The sequence below is a fragment of the Streptomyces sp. DSM 120436 genome, from assembly GCF_055778765.1.
This window is the reverse complement of the sequence record NZ_JBSKBS010000002.1, coordinates 1,735,213-1,751,391: the sequence shown is the minus strand read 5'-3', so window position 1 is coordinate 1,751,391 and position 16,179 is coordinate 1,735,213. Positions and strand designations below refer to the sequence as shown.

Annotated in this window: 15 protein-coding genes; 11 read left to right on the top strand and 4 right to left on the bottom strand. The window is 70.9% G+C overall.

Annotated features, from left to right (window positions below; all coding sequences use genetic code 11):
• Positions 1 to 70 precede the first annotated feature (70 nt).
• Positions 71 to 427, top strand: a complete 357-nt coding sequence (gene erpA, locus ACWH4W_RS30070) for an iron-sulfur cluster insertion protein ErpA (protein WP_356193288.1) — start codon at positions 71 to 73, stop codon at positions 425 to 427.
• An 81-nt stretch (positions 428 to 508) separates the two neighbouring features.
• On the opposite strand, the gene ACWH4W_RS30065 is transcribed toward erpA, so the two are convergent.
• Positions 509 to 2,335, bottom strand: coding sequence for a hypothetical protein (locus ACWH4W_RS30065; protein ID WP_473078954.1), 1,827 nt, complete (start codon positions 2,333 to 2,335; stop codon positions 509 to 511).
• Between the two features lie 143 nt (positions 2,336 to 2,478).
• On the bottom strand, positions 2,479 to 2,688 hold the full coding sequence (locus ACWH4W_RS30060; RefSeq protein WP_473078953.1) for a hypothetical protein: 210 nt from the start codon (positions 2,686 to 2,688) through the stop codon (positions 2,479 to 2,481).
• Between the two features lie 129 nt (positions 2,689 to 2,817).
• Here ACWH4W_RS30060 and ACWH4W_RS30055 point away from each other — a divergent pair, with 129 nt between their 5' ends.
• Positions 2,818 to 3,792: a carbohydrate kinase family protein gene (locus ACWH4W_RS30055; protein ID WP_473078952.1), complete on the top strand. Its 975-nt coding sequence runs from the start codon at positions 2,818 to 2,820 to the stop codon at positions 3,790 to 3,792.
• A gap of 6 nt (positions 3,793 to 3,798) precedes the next feature.
• Here ACWH4W_RS30055 and ACWH4W_RS30050 read toward each other — a convergent pair whose 3' ends face one another.
• The gene (locus ACWH4W_RS30050) at positions 3,799 to 5,187 is read right to left on the bottom strand and encodes a cysteine desulfurase/sulfurtransferase TusA family protein (RefSeq protein WP_473078951.1); all 1,389 of its coding nucleotides are present in this window, start codon (positions 5,185 to 5,187) and stop codon (positions 3,799 to 3,801) included.
• 299 nt (positions 5,188 to 5,486) lie between these two features.
• Between ACWH4W_RS30050 and ctaC the strand changes: the two genes are divergently transcribed.
• From ctaC to ACWH4W_RS30030, 4 genes are all read left to right on the top strand, one after another.
• Positions 5,487 to 6,479: an aa3-type cytochrome oxidase subunit II gene (ctaC, locus tag ACWH4W_RS30045; protein WP_473078950.1), complete on the top strand. Its 993-nt coding sequence runs from the start codon at positions 5,487 to 5,489 to the stop codon at positions 6,477 to 6,479.
• Entirely contained in the window at positions 6,476 to 8,212 is a 1,737-nt protein-coding gene (ctaD, locus tag ACWH4W_RS30040) for an aa3-type cytochrome oxidase subunit I (RefSeq protein WP_473078949.1), read from the top strand. The genes ctaC and ctaD overlap by 4 nt, the downstream gene beginning before the upstream one ends.
• Positions 8,209 to 8,607, top strand: coding sequence for a cytochrome c oxidase subunit 4 (locus ACWH4W_RS30035; protein WP_473078948.1), 399 nt, complete (start codon positions 8,209 to 8,211; stop codon positions 8,605 to 8,607). The genes ctaD and ACWH4W_RS30035 overlap by 4 nt, the downstream gene beginning before the upstream one ends.
• Before the next feature lie 139 nt (positions 8,608 to 8,746).
• Complete coding sequence (locus ACWH4W_RS30030) at positions 8,747 to 10,033, top strand: L,D-transpeptidase (RefSeq protein ID WP_473078947.1); 1,287 nt, start codon at positions 8,747 to 8,749, stop codon at positions 10,031 to 10,033.
• A 74-nt stretch (positions 10,034 to 10,107) separates the two neighbouring features.
• Here the strand turns inward: ACWH4W_RS30030 and ACWH4W_RS30025 are convergent, their stop codons facing one another.
• Positions 10,108 to 10,509, bottom strand: a complete 402-nt coding sequence (locus ACWH4W_RS30025) for a response regulator (protein WP_473078946.1) — start codon at positions 10,507 to 10,509, stop codon at positions 10,108 to 10,110.
• Between the two features lie 215 nt (positions 10,510 to 10,724).
• Here ACWH4W_RS30025 and ctaE point away from each other — a divergent pair, with 215 nt between their 5' ends.
• From ctaE to trpD, 5 genes are all read left to right on the top strand, one after another.
• Complete coding sequence (ctaE, locus tag ACWH4W_RS30020; protein ID WP_473078945.1) at positions 10,725 to 11,336, top strand: aa3-type cytochrome oxidase subunit III; 612 nt, start codon at positions 10,725 to 10,727, stop codon at positions 11,334 to 11,336.
• Positions 11,337 to 11,413: 77 nt separating this feature from the next.
• Positions 11,414 to 12,226, top strand: a complete 813-nt coding sequence (gene qcrC, locus ACWH4W_RS30015) for a cytochrome bc1 complex diheme cytochrome c subunit (protein ID WP_473078944.1) — start codon at positions 11,414 to 11,416, stop codon at positions 12,224 to 12,226.
• Positions 12,223 to 13,281: a cytochrome bc1 complex Rieske iron-sulfur subunit gene (gene qcrA, locus ACWH4W_RS30010; protein WP_473078943.1), complete on the top strand. Its 1,059-nt coding sequence runs from the start codon at positions 12,223 to 12,225 to the stop codon at positions 13,279 to 13,281. Before qcrC ends, qcrA begins: the two co-directional genes overlap by 4 nt.
• Complete coding sequence (qcrB, locus tag ACWH4W_RS30005; protein ID WP_473078942.1) at positions 13,278 to 14,915, top strand: cytochrome bc1 complex cytochrome b subunit; 1,638 nt, start codon at positions 13,278 to 13,280, stop codon at positions 14,913 to 14,915. Before qcrA ends, qcrB begins: the two co-directional genes overlap by 4 nt.
• Positions 14,916 to 15,063: 148 nt before the next feature.
• Entirely contained in the window at positions 15,064 to 16,128 is a 1,065-nt protein-coding gene (gene trpD / locus ACWH4W_RS30000) for an anthranilate phosphoribosyltransferase (RefSeq protein WP_473078941.1), read from the top strand.
• Positions 16,129 to 16,179: the final 51 nt, after the last annotated feature.

The window sequence follows — 16,179 nt, the reverse complement described above, 5'->3', positions numbered from 1 at the left end:
GAATGAATCCGCGGCCCCGTCGGTTGCAACCGTCGGCAAGCAGTCTCCGTACAACCCGGGAGAGATGTAGATGTCCGTATCGGACGAGACCACCACCGTCACCGACGGCATCATCCTGACCGACGCCGCCGCGTCCAAGGTCAAGGCGCTGCTCGACCAGGAAGGCCGTGACGACCTCGCCCTGCGCGTCGCCGTCCAGCCCGGCGGCTGCTCCGGCCTGCGCTACCAGCTCTTCTTCGACGAGCGTTCGCTCGACGGCGACGTGGTGAAGGACTTCGACGGTGTGAAGGTCGTCACCGACCGCATGAGCGCCCCGTACCTGGGCGGCGCCACCATCGACTTCGTCGACACCATCGAGAAGCAGGGCTTCACGATCGACAACCCGAACGCCACGGGCTCCTGCGCCTGCGGCGACTCCTTCAGCTGAGCGGCTCCGCCCCCACAGCGCCTGACGAAGGCGGCGGCCCCGTGAGCACGGGACCGCCGCCTTCGTCGTACGCGTCCGCCGTCAGCGGGCGCGGGGCGCCGGCAGGCGGGCGCCCTCCTTGTGCAGCGGCACCGGCTCGCCCTCCGCGTCCACGACCTCGCGGTCGCCGAGCGGAGCGTCCAGCCGCACCGTCTCCTGGTACCGCTTGGCGATCAGGATGCACACCTCGCCCGGCTGGGACGTCCCGGTCACCCGCACCGTGACCTCGTCCCCGCTCTCGCTCGCCGTCGCCTCGTAGTCCGCGCAGACACCGCCCGTGAACGCCACGGTCAGCTCGTCGCCCTCCGCCGTGTAGCCCTCCACCTCGACCTCGCGCGTGGCCGGCGCGGACGTCGGTTCGTCACCGGGACCGGACGGCTCCTCGCCCGGCCGCTGTCCGGATGCCGCCGGCGAGGCGAGGAACGAGGGGGCGACCGCGGGGTGCGTCACCGTGAACGGGCTCTCCGAGCCCGCCGGGCGCACCTCGAACAGCCAGGAGGGCACCAGCGCGGGACGCCCGTCCACCGCGTGCGCGGCCAGCCCGAACACCGCCTCGTCCACCGACACGGCGTCGCCCGCCGGCTTCGTCGCCGGGACGCACGGTTCCTCCTGCCGCTGCCCCTCGTCCAGCGGTACGGGGGTGGCGCAGCCGCCGATCTCCACCCGGCCCCCGGCGCCGGGCGCGCCGTTCATCGCGTCCAGCGCCTCGCGGGCGCTCACCACGGGGTAGTCGTCCCCCTTGACCGGCTCCGCGAGCCGGCCGCTGCCGCCGACCACCTCGCCGCCGGCCCCGACGACCACCCCGGTCGTCCACCCGTACGTCGGCAGCCCGCCGACCTCCGGGTCGGCGTTCACCACACGCCTGCCGTCCAGCACCTGGCTCGCGTCCAGCTTGGCGTCGTCCTGGCCCACCGCCTTGAGCACCGGCGCGGCGGCCCTCTTCGCGGCGGCCTCGCTCACCGCCGGGGTGTTCGCGCCGGTCGGGGCCTTGCAGGTGGCGCCCTTGCAGTTGTCGCCGCCGGGGATGTTCCGGCTGAACGTCCAGGCGCCGGGGGCCCGCTGGTCGACGCGCAGGGTCGGACCGGAGCCGTCCTGGCCGCCGATGCGCCAGGAACCGCCCTCGGCGACCGGCTCGCCCTCCATCCCCAGCGCCTTCGCCAGCGCGACCACCCTGTCCTCGGTCACCTGGCCCCGCGCGTGGAACACCGGCGCCGAGTCCGGGCCCTCGGGGAGCGTGCCCTCGGCGCGGTAGGTGGCGCCGTACGGATTCGGCTCGCCCGGCGCGATGCCGGCCGGGCCGCTCTCCGAGTAGCCGTCCAGGGCGAGCGGCGGGGGAGTGGGGTCGCCGTTCGCCCCCGGGGCCGTGCCGCTCCCGGAGTCCCCGGCCGCCCCGGTCGCGAGGTACGCCCCGCCGCCGCCGACCAGCAGCACGGCGGCGGCCACGGAGACCACCAACGCCGGCGTCCGCCGCCGTCCCGGCCTCTCCGGCCCACGGTCACCGTCATGGCCCGCGCCGACCACCGGCTCGGCCGGTCCGTCGGACTCGTCCGCCTCCGCCGCGGGAGTCTCGGCGCGCGCGGACTCGTCCGCCTCCGCCGCGGGAGCACCGCCGCCTCCCGCGGGCTCGCCGGCGTCGCCGCCGGCGGTCCGCGGGCCGGCCGCTTCGGGTCCACCCGCCCCGGTGTCCGTGGTCGCGGCGTCCGCGCCCTCGGGCGCCGAAGTTCCGGTGTCCTCGGGCTTCGGAGCCCCGGTGTCCTCGCCCGCGCCGCGCGCCTGCGGGGCGCCGGAGGCGGTGCGCGGCCGTGCGCCCCCCGCGTCGTCCGTGACGGGGCGCGGCTCGTCGTCGTGGTCGGGTCGCTCGGTGTTCACCGCATCGCTCCTTCGCCTGCACAGCCGTCCCCTGCGGACCCTGCCCGGTCGCACGGGAACTGCTGAGGGTTCGTGTCCCGCGTCCCCTCCACGGGGGACAGCGATGGGACGCGGTGGGGGAGCGCGCGGTTCCCCGCGCCGGCTCAGTCGCCGTAGTCGGACATGGCGTCGAGCATCCGCGCGGAGGCGGGCGGCACGTCCACCCCGTGGATCAGGGAGGGGGGGACCGGCCGGGCCGCCGCCCGCTCGGGCGCCGCCCAGTGCGGGACCATCCGGGCGCAGTCGCCGCGCAGGGAGGTCAAGTCGCCCTCTAGGTCGACCGGAGCGGGGGCGTGGACCTTGATGTTCGTCATGTCCGCACCGTATGCACGCCGACAGCCGCGAAGAAAGGTCTACTATCGGGTAGTTTCGGTCGCTTCTGCGGGCCGTCCCCACCCGGTAGCGTGAAGTGTCAAACCCCCTCCCTCAGGAGAATCCACGCCGTGCGCATCGCAGTCACCGGCTCCATCGCCACCGACCACCTCATGACCTTCCCCGGCCGGTTCGCCGACCAGCTCGTCGCGGACCAGCTGCACACGGTCTCGCTGTCCTTCCTGGTCGACAACCTCGACGTGCGTCGCGGCGGGGTGGCCGCGAACATCGCCTTCGGCATGGGCCAGCTCGGCACCCGCCCGATCCTGGTCGGCGCGGCCGGCTCCGACTTCGACGAGTACCGGGCCTGGCTGGACCGGCACGGCGTCGACACCGGTTCCGTGCGCATCTCGGAGACGCTGCACACCGCCCGTTTCGTGTGCACCACGGACGCCGACCACAACCAGATCGGCTCCTTCTACACGGGCGCGATGAGCGAGGCCCGCCTGATCGAGCTGAAGACCGTCGCCGACCGCGTGGGCGGTCTCGACCTGGTGTCCATCGGCGCCGACGACCCGGAGGCGATGCTCCGGCACACCGAGGAGTGCCGCTCCCGGGGCATCCCGTTCGCCGCCGACTTCTCCCAGCAGATCGCCCGGATGGACGGCGAGGAGATCCGGATACTGCTGGAGGGGGCCACGTACCTCTTCTCCAACGAGTACGAGAAGGGCCTCATCGAGACGAAGACCGGCTGGACCGACGAGGAGATCCTCGCCAAGGTCGGCCACCGCGTCACCACCCTCGGCGCCCGTGGCGTGCGCATCGAGCGGGCCGGCGAGCCGGCCGTCGAGGTCGCCTGCCCCGACGAGGAGTGCAAGACCGACCCCACCGGCGTGGGCGACGCCTTCCGCGCCGGCTTCCTGTCCGGCCTGGCGTGGGGCGTCTCGCTGGAGCGCGCGGCACAGGTCGGCTGCATGCTGGCGACCCTCGTCATCGAGACGGTCGGCACCCAGGAGTACCAGCTGCGCCGCGCCCACTTCATGGAGCGCTTCACCAAGGCCTACGGCGACGACGCCGCCGCCGAGGTGCGGCAGCACCTGAGCTGAGCCCGGTCACGACAGCCGGCGGACCACGTAAGCGGCGCCCCGGTCCGCCGGCTGCTCGCCCACGTACTCCTGCCCGCGCATCTCGCACCACGCGGGGATGTCCAGCCGGGCCGCCTCGTCGTCCGCGAGGACCCGCACCAGGCCGCCCACCGGCACGTCGCCGATCACCTTGGCCAGCTCGATCACCGGAATGGGGCAGCGCCGTCCCAGCGCGTCCACCACCAGCGCCTCGTCCCGCTCCTTCGCGACCACGTCCGTCCGGGACACCGGCGCCCCGAGCTTCTCCCGCACCCCGGCCACCACTCCCGGCAGCACGGCGAGGAACCGCTCGACGTCCTCCTCCTCCGTGCCCGGCGGCAGCGAGACGCGGACGTTGCCCTCGCTGAGCACGCCCATCGCCCTCAGCACATGGCTGGGCGTCAGCGTGCTGCTGGTGCAGGAGGAGCCGGAGGACACGGAGAACCCGGCCCGGTCCAGCTCGTGCAGCACGGTCTCCCCGTCGACATAGAGACACGAGAAGGTCACGACGCCCGGCAGCCGCCGCTCCGGGTCCCCGACCACCTCCACGTCCGGCACCAGCTCCGGCACCCGCGCCCGGATCCGCTCCGTCAGTTCCCGCAGCCGGGCCGCCTCCTGGGCGGCCTCCGCCCGCACCGCCCGCAGCGACGCCGCCGCGGCCACGATCGCCGGGAGGTTCTCGAACCCGGGCGCCCGCCCCGACTCCCGCTCGTCGCGCGGTCCCTGGGACGCGAACCGCACCCCCTTGCGCACCACCAGCAGCCCGACCCCCGAGGGGCCGCCCCACTTGTGGGCGCTCGCCGCGAGCAGCGACCAGTCGCCGTCCACCGGCCCCCAGCCCAGCGACTGGGCCGCGTCCACCAGCAGCGGCACCCCCGCGGCCCGGCACGCCCCGGCCGCCTCGGCCACCGGCTGGAGGGTCCCCACCTCGTGGTTGGCGGACTGCAGACAGGCCAGCGCGGTGTCCGGCCGCAGCGCCCCGGCGAACTCCGCCGGGCTCACGGCGCCCGTGCGGTCCACCGGGACCTCGGTGACCGTGCCGCCGCCGGCCCGGTGAACTTCCGCCGCGTGGAGTACAGAAGAGTGTTCGACCGCTGACACGATCAGGTGATGCCCGGTGCGCCGCCGTCCGGCCAGCGCCCCCGCGATCCCGGAGTGCACCGCGGCCGTGCCCGACGGGGTGAACACCAGCTCGTCCGGCCGGCAGCCCACCGACTCCGCGGCCGCCTCGCGCGCCGCGTCCAGCAGCAGCCGGGCCCGCCGCCCCTCCCTGTACAACCGCGCCGGATCCGCCCACCCTTCGTCCAGGGCGGCCGACAGGGCCTGCCGGGCGACGGGGTGGAGCGGAACGGCGGAAGCGGCATCGAAGTAGGACACGCCCCCACGCTAAGCGCCCCGGCGCGAACCCGGGAACCGGCCCGGGCGCGGGCGCGCTCCGGCGGCCGGGAGACGCTTCCGCGCCCGCCCGCGCGACACCCCGGACACCCGGGCGATGGGGCGCTCGGTGTAACCCGCGGCGCGTATGGCACCCCTCCCCGCGAGACCTCAAAAGGCGTCGGCTAGGGTTTGGTCCGCATAAACATCCAAACCCCTGCCCGACGCAGGGCGGCGACCGACCAGCGAGAAGGCCAGGCCGCAGCCGAACAGCGCGGGCGAGACTCTCGGGAAGGCGCTACGTGAGTCCCAACGGCTCCGACCTCCCCCACGGCCTGGAAGGCGTGGGCGGTACCCCCAAGCCGCGGCGCCCGATGCGGCGGAAGCTGCTGCAGGCACTGACCGCGGGCCTGGTCCTGGCGACCGCCACCGGTTGCACATGGGAGGACTTCCCCCGCCTTGGCATGCCCACCCCCACGACGGAAGAGGCTCCGCGGATCCTCTCCCTGTGGCAGGGGTCCTGGGCGGCCGCGCTCGCCGTCGGCGTGCTGGTGTGGGGCCTGATCCTGTGGAGTGCTTTCTTCCACCGGCGCAGCCGCACCAAGGTCGAGGTACCTCCGCAGACCCGGTACAACATGCCCATCGAGGCGTTGTACACGGTGGTCCCCCTCATCATCGTCTCGGTGTTCTTCTACTTCACCGCCCGCGACGAATCCGAGCTGCTGAAGCTCGAGAAGAAGCCCGACGTCACGGTGAACGTGGTCGGCTTCCAGTGGAGCTGGTGCTTCAACTACGTGGAGGACGTCGAGGGTTCCACGGGCGACGCCAAGACGTCCAAGGAACTCGACGCGATCCCGGACCGCTACAAGGAGGCCTTCCCGGCCGACGCCGGCGGTGTGCACGACTGCGGCATCCCCGGTACCCGGAACCCGCAGACCAACAACCCGGGCCCCACCCTGTGGCTGCCCGAGGGCAAGCGGGTCCGCTTCGTGCTGACCTCGCGTGACGTCATCCACTCCTTCTGGGTGGTGCCGTTCCTGATGAAGCAGGACGTCATCCCGGGCCACACCAACGCCTTCGAGGTGACCCCCAACCGTGAGGGCACCTTCCTGGGCAAGTGCGCCGAGCTCTGCGGCGTCGACCACTCCCGGATGCTGTTCAACGTGAAGGTCGTCTCCCCCGAGCGGTACGAGCAGCACCTGAAGGACCTCGCGAAGAAGGGGCAGCAGGGCTACGTGCCCGCGGGCATCGAGCAGTCCGGCCCCGAGAAGAACCGGGAGTCGAACATCCTGTGAGCATCCTCAACGAACCCAAGGGTGCCGCGGCAGCAGGGTCCCACTACGAGGACGAACTGCCGGTCAGGCGCCAGAACCGTGGCAGCGTCGTGGTCAAGTGGCTGACGACCACGGACCACAAGACGATCGGCACCATGTACCTGGTGACGTCGTTCGTCTTCTTCATCATCGGCGGCGTGATGGCCCTGGTGATGCGCGCCGAGCTGGCCCGCCCGGGCCTGCAGGTCGTGTCGAACGAGCAGTTCAACCAGGCGTTCACGATGCACGGCACGATCATGCTGCTGATGTTCGCGACGCCGCTGTTCGCCGGCTTCGCGAACTGGATCATGCCGCTGCAGATCGGCGCGCCCGACGTGGCGTTCCCGCGGCTGAACATGTTCGCCTACTGGCTCTACTCGTTCGGCTCGCTCATCGCGGTGGGCGGTTTCCTCACCCCGGACGGCGCCGCCAGCTTCGGCTGGTTCGCCTACTCCCCGCTGTCGGACGCGGTCCGCTCGCCGGGCCTGGGCGCCGACCTGTGGATCATGGGCCTCGCCCTCTCCGGCTTCGGCACCATCCTCGGCGCGGTCAACTTCATCACCACGATCATCTGCATGCGCGCCCCCGGCATGACGATGTTCCGCATGCCGATCTTCACCTGGAACGTGCTGCTCACCGGTGTGCTGGTGCTGCTCGCCTTCCCGGTGCTCGCCGCGGCGCTGTTCGCCCTGGAGGTGGACCGCAAGTTCGGGGCGCACATCTTCGACTCGACGAACGGCGGAGCGCTGCTCTGGCAGCACCTCTTCTGGTTCTTCGGTCACCCCGAGGTGTACATCATCGCGCTGCCGTTCTTCGGCATCGTCTCCGAGATCATCCCGGTGTTCTCCCGCAAGCCGATGTTCGGTTACATGGGTCTCATCGGCGCGACCATCGCGATCGCGGGTCTGTCGGTGACGGTGTGGGCGCACCACATGTACGTCACGGGCGGTGTGCTGCTGCCGTTCTTCTCCTTCATGACCTTCCTGATCGCGGTCCCGACCGGTGTGAAGTTCTTCAACTGGATCGGCACCATGTGGAAGGGCAGCCTGTCCTTCGAAACGCCGATGCTGTGGACGCTGGGCTTCCTCATCACGTTCACCTTCGGCGGTCTGACCGGCGTCATCCTGGCCTCGCCGCCGCTGGACTTCCACGTCTCCGACTCGTACTTCGTGGTGGCGCACTTCCACTACGTGGTGTTCGGCACCGTGGTGTTCGCGATGTTCGCCGGCTTCCACTTCTGGTGGCCGAAGTTCACCGGCAAGATGCTCGACGAGCGGCTCGGCAAGATCACCTTCTGGACGCTGTTCGTCGGCTTCCACGGCACCTTCCTGGTCCAGCACTGGCTGGGTGTCGAGGGCATGCCGCGCCGGTACTCGGACTACCTGGCCGCGGACGGCTTCACCGCCCTGAACACGGTCTCGACGATCGCCTCGTTCCTGCTCGGCATGGCGATGCTGCCGTTCTTCTACAACGTGTGGAAGACCGCCAAGTACGGCAAGCCGGTCACCGTCGACGACCCGTGGGGCTACGGCCGCTCGCTGGAGTGGGCGACCTCCTGCCCGCCGCCCCGGCACAACTTCCTCACCCTGCCGCGGATCCGCAGCGAATCCCCGGCGTTCGACCTGCACCACCCGGAGATCGCCGCGCTCGACGAGCTCGAGAACGCCGGTCACGGCGAGAAGGCCCTCTCCGGCGGCAAGGAGGCCGGCAAGTGAAGATCCAGGGCAAGATGTTCATGTGGCTGAGCCTCTTCTTCCTGGCCATCGCCGTGGTCTACGGCGTCTGGTCGAAGGAGCCGGTCGGCACCACCGCCCTCTTCCTGGCCTTCGGCCTGAGCATCATGGTCGGCTTCTACCTGGGCTTCACGGCCCGGCGGGTCGACGTGGGCGCCCAGGACGACAAGGAGGCGGACGTCGCCGACGACGCCGGCGAGGTCGGGTTCTTCAGCCCGCACAGCTGGCAGCCGCTGGCCCTGGGCCTGGGCGCCGCCCTGGCCTTCATGGGCGTGGCGATCGGCTGGTGGCTGATGTACTTCTCCGCGCCGGTCCTGCTGCTCGGTCTGTGGGGCTGGGTCTTCGAGTACTACCGCGGTGAGAACCGCACCCAGTAACACGCCGCACGGCACCCGGGAGCCCGGACACTCCGTCAGGAGGGTCCGGGCTCCCGCCCGTGCCGCACCCGCCGCACCCGCCTCACCCGTTCGGGCCGCCCGGTGAGCCGGGACCGGCCCGGCTCCCTAGCGTGAGGCCATGAGAGACACCGAGTCCCCCCGCACCGGCCTCCGCGGCGCGCGGACCCGCCTCGCCGGCTGCGCGCTGCTGGTGGCGGCCCTCGGCGCGGGCGTCACCGGCTGTTCCTCCGACAGCAGCCCGCTGTCCGCCGAGCCGTACGACGCGGCGGACCAGATCTCCTTCAGCGGCTCCCTCGACGAGGGCGGGCCCGTCGACCCCGACCAGCCCCTGGAGATCACCGCCGAGGGCTCCGACGGACGCATCACGGACGTCGTCGCGGTGGACGCCGCGGGACGGCACCTGGCGGGCGAACTGGCCGCCGACGGCAGCCGCTGGCACAACACGTCCCCGCTGGCCGAGGACGCGCAGTACACGATCCGCGTGAGCACCGAGGACGAGCGCGGCAGGCCCGGCCGCAAGGTCGTCGTCTTCACCACGGGCAGGCCCGGCACCGCCAAACGCCTGGGCGTCACCTTCGGCCCCGGGGCGGGCACGTACGGAGTCGGCCAGCCGCTCGTCGCGGAGCTCAGCGAGCCGGTCAGGGAGCCGGCGCAGCGGGCCGTCGTGGAACGCGGCCTGGAGGTCGACTCCACGCCCGCCGTGACCGGCGCCTGGTACTGGGTCGACGACAAGAAGCTGCACTTCCGGCCCAGGGACTACTGGCCGGCCCACGCCACCGTCCAGGTGCGCAGCAACCTGGAGGACGTCTGGATCGGCGACGGGCTGCGGGGCGGCGGGGCCGAGCCGCTCACCCTCCGCACCGGTGACCGTGTGAGAGCCCTCACGGACGCCGCCGCCCACCGGCTGACCGTCTACAAGAACGGCGAGGAGATCAAGCAGATCCCCGTCACCACCGGAAAGCCCGGCTTCGAGACCCGCAACGGCGTCAAGGTGGTGCTCGCCAAGGAACGCCTCGTACGCATGCGCAGCACCACCGTCGGCATCGCCGAGGGCTCCGCGGAGTCGTACGACCTGGACGTGCACTTCGCCACCCGGGTGACCTGGAGCGGCGAGTACGTGCACGCCGCCCCGTGGTCGGTCGGCTCGCAGGGCTACGCCAACGTCAGCCACGGCTGCGTGGGCATGAGCACCGCCGACGCCGAGTGGTTCTTCGACACCGTCCGCCAGGGCGACCTCGTCGAGGTCGTGAACTCCGACGGCGACACGATGGAACCGTTCGGCAACGGCTTCGGCGACTGGAACCTGGACTGGGACCGGTGGCGCGAGGGCAGCGCCCTCAGGGACGGCGGGAAGCCCCCCGGCACCGCCCGGGAGGCGGCGCGGCTGCGGCCGGCGGCCGTGTGAGGCCGCACGGGCCGCCGCGCACGCCCACGGGCGTGCCGGCGGACCAGGCGGCGGCCGGGGCGCCGCGGGAGCCCCTAGGCGCCCGCCAGCGCCTTCCGGCGCAGCAGCGAGGCCAGGGCGGAGGCGAACTCCACCGGCTCCACCGGGTGCGTCACCGCGGCCTCCGCGCGGCTCCAGGTCGCCAGCCAGGCGTCCTGCGGCCGTCCGATCAGCAGCAGCACCGGCGGGCAGTCGAAGATCTCGTCCTTGATCTGCCGGCACACGCCCATGCCGCCCATCGGCACGGCCTCGCCGTCCAGCACGCACACGTCGATGCCGCCCCGGTCCAGCTCCTTGAGCACGGCCGCCGGCGTCGCGCACTCGATGAACTCCACGAGGGGCACGTCCGGTGCCGGCCGCCGCCCGGTGGCGAGCCGCACCTGCTCCCGGGTGTTGGCGTCGTCGCTGTAGACCAGCACCGTGGCGGTCGCCTGCATTGTTCCTCCACGCGTAAGAGAGAGGGCACGGCTCTGTCGGGAACTTCGGGTACCGATGGCGCGGATGCTACCCCCTCGGACCGCCTGTCAACACTGGTTCGGACACGGCTTCGAAGGGGGCTCCCATGGGCCATACGGGCAGTCCAGGAGGGGCGAACACACCGAACGGCACCCCCGGGAGTGAGGGCGGGATAAGCGACCGACATAATGTCGGCGTGGCGACAGCAACGACAGTAGACACCGGGCACGCGCACCCGTCGGTCAACCGACCGAACCTCACCAGCGTCGGAACCATCATCTGGCTGAGTTCCGAGCTGATGTTCTTCGCGGCCCTCTTCGCGATGTACTTCACCCTGCGATCGGTGACCGGACCCGAGTTCTGGTCGGAGAAGGCCGACCTGCTGAACTTCCCGTTCTCGGCGACGAACACCACGATCCTGGTGCTCTCCTCGCTCACCTGCCAGCTCGGCGTCTTCGCCGCCGAGCGCGGTGACGTGAAGAAGCTCCGGATGTGGTTCATCGTCACCTTCATCATGGGATCGGTGTTCATCGGAGGCCAGGTCCTCGAGTACACCGAGCTGGTCAAGCACGGGGGCCTGTCCCTCTCCTCCGACCCGTACGGCTCGGCCTTCTACCTGACCACCGGTTTCCACGGCCTGCACGTGACGGGCGGCCTGATCGCCTTCCTGCTGGTCCTGGGCCGGACCTACGCGGCCCGGAGGTTCACCCACGAACAGGCGACCTCGGCCATCGTCGTGTCCTACTACTGGCACTTCGTCGATGTCGTCTGGATCGGCCTCTTCGCCACGATCTACATGATCAAGTAGGCGGGCCCTCATCCGCGCTGGACACAGCGCACTCAACAGAAGCATCGACGCAGAAGATCCTGACACCGGGGTAATCCGTGAAAAAGCTCTCCGCACGACGACGCCATCCGCTGGCGGCGCTCGTCGTCCTACTCCTCGCGCTGGCATGCACCGGGGGGCTGTACGCCGTGTTCGCACCCGCGGACAAGGCGCAGGCCGACGAAACCGCCCAGTCCCTCACCATCGAGGAGGGCAAGAAGCTTTACACCGTCGGCTGCGCGAGCTGCCACGGCACCGGCGGTCAGGGCACCACCGACGGCCCGAGCCTGGTGGGCGTGGGCGCCGCGGCGGTCGACTTCCAGGTGGCCACCGGCCGTATGCCGGCCGCGACCTCGCAGAGCGCGCAGGTCCCGCGCAAGAGGAACATCTACACCCAGGCCGAGATCGACCAGCTGGCGGCGTACATCGCCTCCCTGGGCGCCGGCCCGGCCATCCCGACCGAGGAGCAGTACGGCCCCGAGGGCGCCGACGCCGCCAAGGGCGGGGAGCTGTTCCGCAACAACTGCGCGCAGTGCCACAACTTCACCGGCAAGGGCGGTGCGCTCACGCACGGCAAGTACGCCCCCAGCCTGGAGGGCGTCGACCCCAAGCACATCTACGAGGCCATGCTGACCGGCCCGCAGAACATGCCCTCCTTCCCCGACAGCGTGCTGTCGGAGCAGAACAAGAAGGACGTCATCGCGTACCTGGACGAGGTCAACAGTGATGACACCGAGAGCCACGGCGGGCTGGCACTGGGCGGTCTCGGTCCCGTCGCCGAAGGTCTGTTCGCGTGGATCTTCGGACTCGGGGCGCTGATCGCGGTCGCCGTCTGGGTCGCCGCTCGGACCGCAAAGGCCAAGAAGTCATGAGTAGCCAAGACATTCCCGAAGAGAACCTGCCCGCAGTGCAGGACGCCGCCCCCGGCGGGGTGAAGCTCGCGGACGAGCAGAACCCGTTCGCCGACCCGGGCCTGCCGCCGCACGAGCCGCGGATCCAGGACATCGACGAGCGGGCCGCCAAGCGGTCCGAGCGCACGGTCGCCCTGCTGTTCACGGTGTCGATGCTGGCCACCATCGGCTTCATCGTCTCGTACGTGGCCATCCCGATCGACAAGTCGATCTACATCTGGACGCTCGGCCACATCAGCGCGATGAACTTCGCGCTGGGCATGACGCTCGGCATCGCCCTGTTCTGCATCGGCGCCGGCGCGGTCCACTGGGCCCGCACGCTGATGTCGGACCAGGAGCTGACCGACGAGCGTCACCCGATCGAGGCGTCCCCCGAGCTCCGCGCGAAGGTCATGGACGACTTCCGCCAGGGCGCCAAGGAGTCGGCGCTCGGCCGCCGGAAGCTGATCCGCAACACCATGTTCGGCGCGCTGGCCCTGTTCCCGCTCTCCGGCGTGGTGCTGCTGCGCGACCTCGGGCCGCTGCCCGGGACGAAGCTGCGCCACACCCTGTGGTCCAAGGGCAAGCTGCTCGTCAACACGAACACCAACGAGCCGCTGCGCCCGTCGGACCTGATCGTGGGGTCGCTGACCTTCGCCAAGCCCGAGGGCCTGGACGAGCACGACCACGGTTTCCAGAACGAGATCGCCAAGGCCGCCCTGATGCTGGTCCGGATCGAGCCGGAGGACATCAAGGACAAGCGCACGCTCGAGTGGTCGCACGAGGGCATCCTCGCGTACTCGAAGATCTGCACCCACGTCGGTTGCCCGGTCTCCCTGTACGAGCAGCAGACGCACCACGCCCTGTGCCCCTGCCACCAGTCCACCTTCGACCTTTCCGACGGCGCCAAGGTGATCTTCGGTCCTGCCGGTCACCCGCTGCCGCAGCTGCGCATCGGCGTGAACGACGAGGGTTACCTCGAAGCGCTCGGCGACTTCGAAGAGCCCGTCGGCCCTGCTTTCTGGGAGCGCGGATGAGTACTACGACCAGCACCGATCCCCGCTCGCGCGGGAAGGCACCGGCCGGTGAGCGGGTCGCCGACTGGGCCGACGGCCGGCTGGGGATCTACTCCCTGGCCAAGGCCAACATGCGCAAGATCTTCCCCGACCACTGGTCGTTCATGCTGGGTGAGATCTGCCTGTACAGCTTCATCATCATCATCCTCACGGGTGTGTACCTGACGCTGTTCTTCCACCCGTCGATGAACGAGGTGGAGTACCACGGCAGCTACATCCCGATGCAGGGCCAGCTGATGAGTGAGGCCTACAAGTCGACGCTGGACATCAGCTTCGACGTCCGTGGCGGTCTGCTCATCCGGCAGATCCACCACTGGGCCGCGCTGATCTTCGTGGCCGGCATGTTCGTGCACATGATGCGCGTGTTCTTCACCGGCGCGTTCCGCAAGCCGCGTGAGATCAACTGGCTGTTCGGCTTCCTGCTGCTCGTCCTCGGCATGTTCACCGGGTTCACCGGCTACTCGCTCCCGGACGACCTGCTCTCGGGCACCGGTATGCGCTTCATGCAGGGCGCGGTCCTGTCCGTGCCGGTCGTCGGCACGTACCTCTCGTTCTTCCTCTTCGGCGGCGAGTTCCCCGGCGACGACTTCGTCGCCCGGTTCTTCTCGGTCCACGTCCTGTTGCTGCCGGGCATCATGCTCGGTCTCGTGGTGGCGCACCTGATCCTGGTCTTCTACCACAAGCACACGCAGTTCGCGGGTCCCGGAAAGACCAACAAGAACGTCGTCGGCATGCCGCTGCTGCCGGTGTACATGGCCAAGGCCGGAGGCTTCTTCTTCCTGGTCTTCGGTGTGATCGCGGCCATCGCCGCGATCGCCACGGTCAACCCGATCTGGACCATCGGCCCCTACCGGCCGGACATGGTCTCCACCGGCGCCCAGCCGGACTGGTACATGGGCTTCTCCGAGGGCCTGGTCCGCATCATGCCGGGCTGGGAGATCAACTTCTGGGGTCACACGCTCGTCCTGGGCGTGTTCATCCCGCTGATGGTCTTCCCGCTGGTCCTGGCCGCCATCGCGGTGTACCCGTTCATCGAGTCCTGGGTCACCGGCGACAAGCGCGAGCACCACATCCTGGACCGCCCGCGCAACGCCCCGACCCGCACCGCGTTCGGTGTCGCCTGGATGACGCTGTACTTCGTGCTCCTCATCGGCGGCGGCAACGACATCTGGGCCACGCACTTCCACCTGTCGATCAACGCCATCACCTGGTTCGTCCGGATCGCGTTCTTCGTCGCCCCGGTCGTGGCGTTCATCGTCACCAAGCGGATCTGCCTCGGCCTGCAGCGCCGGGACAAGGAGAAGGTGCTGCACGGCCGCGAGTCGGGCATCATCAAGCGCCTGCCGCACGGTGAGTTCATCGAGGTCCACGAGCCGCTCAGCCAGGAGCAGCTCTACACCCTCACCGCGCACGAGCAGCCCAAGCCGCTCGAGATCGGCCCCGAGGCCGACGAGAACGGCGTCCGCCGCAAGGTGAAGGCCACCGAGAAGCTGCGCGCGAAGCTCAGCGAGGGCTTCTACGGCGAGGAGTCGCAGGTTCCGAAGCCGACCGTCGAGGAGTACAAGGAGATCACGAGCGGCCACGGCCACCACTGATCCTCGGAGCTCCACCCGTCGCCACACGACAGCGAAGGGCCCCCGTCCGTTCTGCGGACGGGGGCCCTTCGCCGTGCCCGGGGCTGGATAGGGTGGGTCCGGGACCCGTCCGGTCCCCAGGCACCCGCTACGACCGTCAGGAGCGACCATGAGCGCTGTGACCCCCGCTGGAGGCGACAACGCGGCGGGCCGCTCCTGGCCCGCCCTGCTGAACGGACTGCTGGACGGCCGCGACCTGTCCGCCGACGACACCGCCTGGGCGATGGACCTGATCATGCGCGGCGAGGCGACCGACGCGCAGATCGCCGGCTTCGCGGTGTCGCTGCGGGCCAAGGGCGAGACCGTCGAGGAGATCACCGGCTGCGTCCGGGCGCTCTACGACCACGCCCACGTCATCGAGGTGCCGGGCGCCACCGTCGACATCGTCGGCACCGGCGGCGACGGCGCCAGGACGGTGAACATCTCCACCATGTCCTCGATCGTCGTGGCCGGCACCGGGGCCAAGGTCGTCAAGCACGGCAACCGCGCCGCGTCCTCCGCCTCCGGCGCCTCCGACGTCCTGGAGAAGCTGGGCGTCAACCTCGACCTGACCCCGCGCCGGGTCGCCGAGGTCGCCGAGGAGGCCGGCATCACCTTCTGCTTCGCGGTGAAGTTCCACCCGGCGCTGCGCCACGTGGCCGCCGCCCGCGGCCAGCTCGGCATCCGCACGGTGTTCAACTTCCTCGGCCCGCTCGCCAACCCGGCGCAGGTCAAGGCCCAGGCGGTCGGCGTCGCCGACCCGCGCATGGCGCCCATCATGGCCGGGGTGTTCGCCGGGCGCGGCCACTCCTCCCTGGTGTTCCGCGGCGACGACGGCCTGGACGAGCTGACCACCACCGGCACCTCCCGGGTGTGGGTGGTGCGCGACGGCGAGGTCGCCGAGGAGGCCTTCGACCCGCGGGACGTCGGCATCGAGCTGGTTCCGGTGGAGGCGCTGCGCGGCGCCGACGCCTCCTACAACGCCGAGGTCGCCCGCCGGCTGCTGGACGGCGAGCGCGGTCCGGTCCGCGACGCGGTGCTGCTGAACTCCGCGGCGGCGCTGGTGGCCCTGGAGCCCGGCAGCGGCACGCTCACCGAGCAGATCCGCGCCGGGATGGCGAAGGCGGCCGAGTCGATCGACTCCGGCGCCGCCAAGCGGGTCCTCGAGCGCTGGGTCGCCGTCACCCACGCGTAGGCCGCCGCGCGGACCGACGCGCAGGCCCCGGGACGGCCGTCCCGCGATCCG

Excerpts from the sequence above, each read along its gene's own strand:
- erpA (WP_356193288.1), top strand. The coding sequence starts at position 71 with ATGTCCGTATCGGACGAGACCACCACCGTCACCGACGGCATCATCCTG.
- ACWH4W_RS30060 (WP_473078953.1), bottom strand. The coding sequence starts at position 2,688 with ATGACGAACATCAAGGTCCACGCCCCCGCTCCGGTCGACCTAGAGGGC.
- ACWH4W_RS30030 (WP_473078947.1), top strand. The coding sequence starts at position 8,747 with ATGAGAGACACCGAGTCCCCCCGCACCGGCCTCCGCGGCGCGCGGACC.
- ACWH4W_RS30025 (WP_473078946.1), bottom strand. The coding sequence starts at position 10,509 with ATGCAGGCGACCGCCACGGTGCTGGTCTACAGCGACGACGCCAACACC.
- qcrA (WP_473078943.1), top strand. The coding sequence starts at position 12,223 with ATGAGTAGCCAAGACATTCCCGAAGAGAACCTGCCCGCAGTGCAGGAC.
- qcrB (WP_473078942.1), top strand. The coding sequence starts at position 13,278 with ATGAGTACTACGACCAGCACCGATCCCCGCTCGCGCGGGAAGGCACCG.
- trpD (WP_473078941.1), top strand. The coding sequence starts at position 15,064 with ATGAGCGCTGTGACCCCCGCTGGAGGCGACAACGCGGCGGGCCGCTCC.